We start from the raw sequence: 3,062 nt of genomic DNA on the forward strand, positions 1-3,062 counted from the left end.
CCCCCCCCCCCCGCCCGCGGGCGGGGGGGCCGGCCCGGCGGCGGCGGGCGCCGCGGCGGGGGCCCGGGGGGGGCCGGCCCCCCCCCCCCCCCCCCCCCCCCGGGCCGCGGCGGCGGGGGGGGGGGGGGGGGCCCCGCCGGAGGAGCTGACGCGTGCGCTGGACGCCGAGTTCACCGCGGAACTCGCCGCGTTCGCCCGGGCCAGGGAACTCACCCTGGGCACGGTCGTACAGACCGTCTGGGCCCTGACCCTCGCCGCCTGCACCGGCCGCACCGACCTGCTCTTCGGCACCGTCGTCTCCGGCCGCCCAGCCGAGGTGCCCGGCGTGACGCAGATGGTCGGACTCTTCGTCAACACCGTCCCGGTCCGGGTCGGGCTGCGCCCGCAGGAGTCGCTGCTCGACCTGGCCACCCGGGTGCAGGAGGAGCTGACCACGCTGCTGCCGCACCACCACCTGGGCCTGGCCGACATCCAGCGCGAGACCGGCATCGGCACGCTCTTCGACACGCTGACGGCCGTCGAGAACTACCCGGTGGACGACCTGACGGAGCTCACCGCCGGCACCGGCCTCACCGTCGCCGACGTCCACGGCCAGGACGCCACGCACTACCCGCTGACCTGCGTCGCCATCCCCGGCGAGCAACTGACGCTGCGGCTGAAGTACCAGCCGGACGCGGTGGACGCGCAGGCCGTGGAGCGGATCGCGGAGCGGGTACGGGCCGGGCTGCGCGCCCTGCTGACCGAGCCGCACACCCCGGTGGGCGCGCTCGACCTGGCGCTGCCCGCCGAGCGCGCCGCCCTCGCCGAACGCCAACACGGCCCGACCCCGCCGCCGCCCGCCACCTGGGCCGAACTGGTCGGCGCCCAGGTGCGCAGCCGCCCGCAGGCCGTCGCCGTGACGGGACCCGCGGCCACGGAGGCTTCTGCTGCGCCGGGTGGGCCGGGTGCCTTGGGCGCGGCGGACGCGGCGGGCGGGTCGGGAGCCGCCGGTGGGCCGGGCGCCGCCGGCGCGCCCCGCACCGAATTGACCTACGCCCAACTACACGCAGCAGCCGGAGAGTTGGCGGTCCGTCTGATCGCACACGGGGCCGGCCCCGGCCGGCTGGTCGCCGTCGTGCTGCCGCGCTCGGTCGACCTGGTCGTCGCCCTCCTGGCGGTGCAGCGGGCCGGCGCCGCCCATCTGCCCGTCGACCCCGACTACCCGAGCCAGCGCATCGCCTACATGCTCACTGACGCCGCCCCGACACTCGTCCTCACCACCGCCGGCCTCGCGCCCCGGCTGGCCGCGACCGACGCCACGGTGCTGCACCTGGCGGACCTGACCGGCCCTGCCGCGCCGCCCACTGACCCGGACGCCCCGCCGACCCGGGCGCTGCTGGACACCGCCACGCCGCGCGACGCCGCGTACGTCATCTACACCTCGGGCTCCACCGGCCGGCCCAAGGGCGTGGTGATCGAGCACCACGGCCTGGCCGCGCTGGCCGCCGCGCAGGCCGACCGGCTCGCCATCGACCCGGAGAGCCGCGTCCTGGCGCTCGCCTCGCCGTCCTTCGACGCCTCGGTGATGGAGACGCTGATGGCGCTGGCCACCGGCGCCACCCTGGTCGTCCCGCCGCCGGGCCCGCTCGCCGGCGAACTCCTCGGCGAGGCGCTCGCCCACCACCGCATCACCCACGCCCTGATCCCGCCCACCGCCCTCACGGGCCTCGAACCCACCGGCCTCGACCACCTGCGGACCCTCGTCGTCGGCGGCGAGGCGTGCCCGGCCGAACTGGTGGCCCGCTGGGCGCCGGAGCGGCGCATGGTCAACGCGTACGGGCCGACCGAGGCGACCGCCTGCGTGACCATGAGCTCACCCCTCACCGGCGCGGCGACCCCGCCGATCGGCAGCCCGCTGCCCGGCGTCACCGCGCACGTCCTCGACCCGCTGCTGCGCCCGGTGCCACCCGGTGTGGTGGGCGAGTTGTACGTGGCCGGGGCCGGCGTGGGACGCGGCTACCTGGGCCGGGCCGCGCTCACCGCCCAGCGCTTCACGGCCAGCCCCTTCGGCCCGCCGGGCGCCCGCATGTACCGCACCGGGGACCTGGTCTCCTGGGGCGAGGACGGGCAACTGCGCTACCACGGCCGTGGCGACGACCAGGTCAAGGTCCGCGGCTTCCGGGTGGAACTCGGCGAGATCGCCACCGCCTTGACCCGCTCGCCGCAGGTGCGTACGGCCGCGGTCGTGGTCCGCTCGGACGGCGGACCCGGCCGGCTGGTGGGGTACGTCGTCCCGGCAGTACCGACTGTGCCGGCGGTCCCGGCTGCCGCGCCTGCTGCGTCGGCTGTGCAACCAACCCAACCCACCCCGATCGACACCGAAGCCCTGCGGGCGCGGCTCGCCGTCGAGTTGCCCGAGCACATGGTGCCCGCGGCGCTGGTCGTCGTGGAGCGGCTGCCGGTGACCGCCAACGGCAAGCTCGACCAGGCGGCCCTGCCCGCCCCGGACTTCGCCGCCGGCATCGGGCGGGAGAAGCCGGTGGGGCGGGTCGAAGAGGTGCTGGCCGAACTGTTCGCCGCGGTGCTCGGGCTGCCCGCGGTCGGGGCCCAGGACAGCTTCTTCACCCTCGGCGGCGACAGCATCCTGTCCCTGCAACTGGTGGCCAAGGCCCGTGCGGCGGGCATCGGGCTCAGCCCGCGCGAGGTCTTCGAAGAGACCACCGTACGGCGGCTGGCCGCCCTCGTCGGAGCGCGGGGTGGAGCCGCGGGACTGACCGGTCCCACAGGCCCCACCGACCCCGCCGGCCAGCAGGCCCCCGCGCTCCCCGCACCGAGCGGCCCCGCACCGCTCACCCCGATCATGCGATGGCTGGCGGAACGCGGCGGACCCACCGCCCGGTTCAGCCAGTCCATGCTGCTCACGCTGCCCAGCGGCGTCGAAGCCGGCGCCCTGGAAGCGGTGTTGGCCGCCCTCGTCGACCGGCACCCGATGCTGTGCGCCTCCGTCGACCTGACCGCCGAACACGGCACGTTCGCGGCGCCCGGGGGTGCGGTGCCGCCGGCCGGTGGCGCGCTGGCGGCCG

General features: G+C 77.2%; 1 protein-coding gene. It reads left to right on the top strand.

All coding sequences use genetic code 11. The annotated features are described in order from the left end of the window. Nucleotides 1-3,062: non-ribosomal peptide synthetase (locus AAHZ94_RS31780; RefSeq protein WP_349997176.1), on the top strand; the 3,062-nt coding region annotated here is incomplete at both ends.

Origin of the sequence: Streptomyces sp. HSW2009, assembly GCF_040240285.1 — a bacterium.
Taxonomy (GTDB): Bacteria; Actinomycetota; Actinomycetes; order Streptomycetales; family Streptomycetaceae; genus Streptomyces.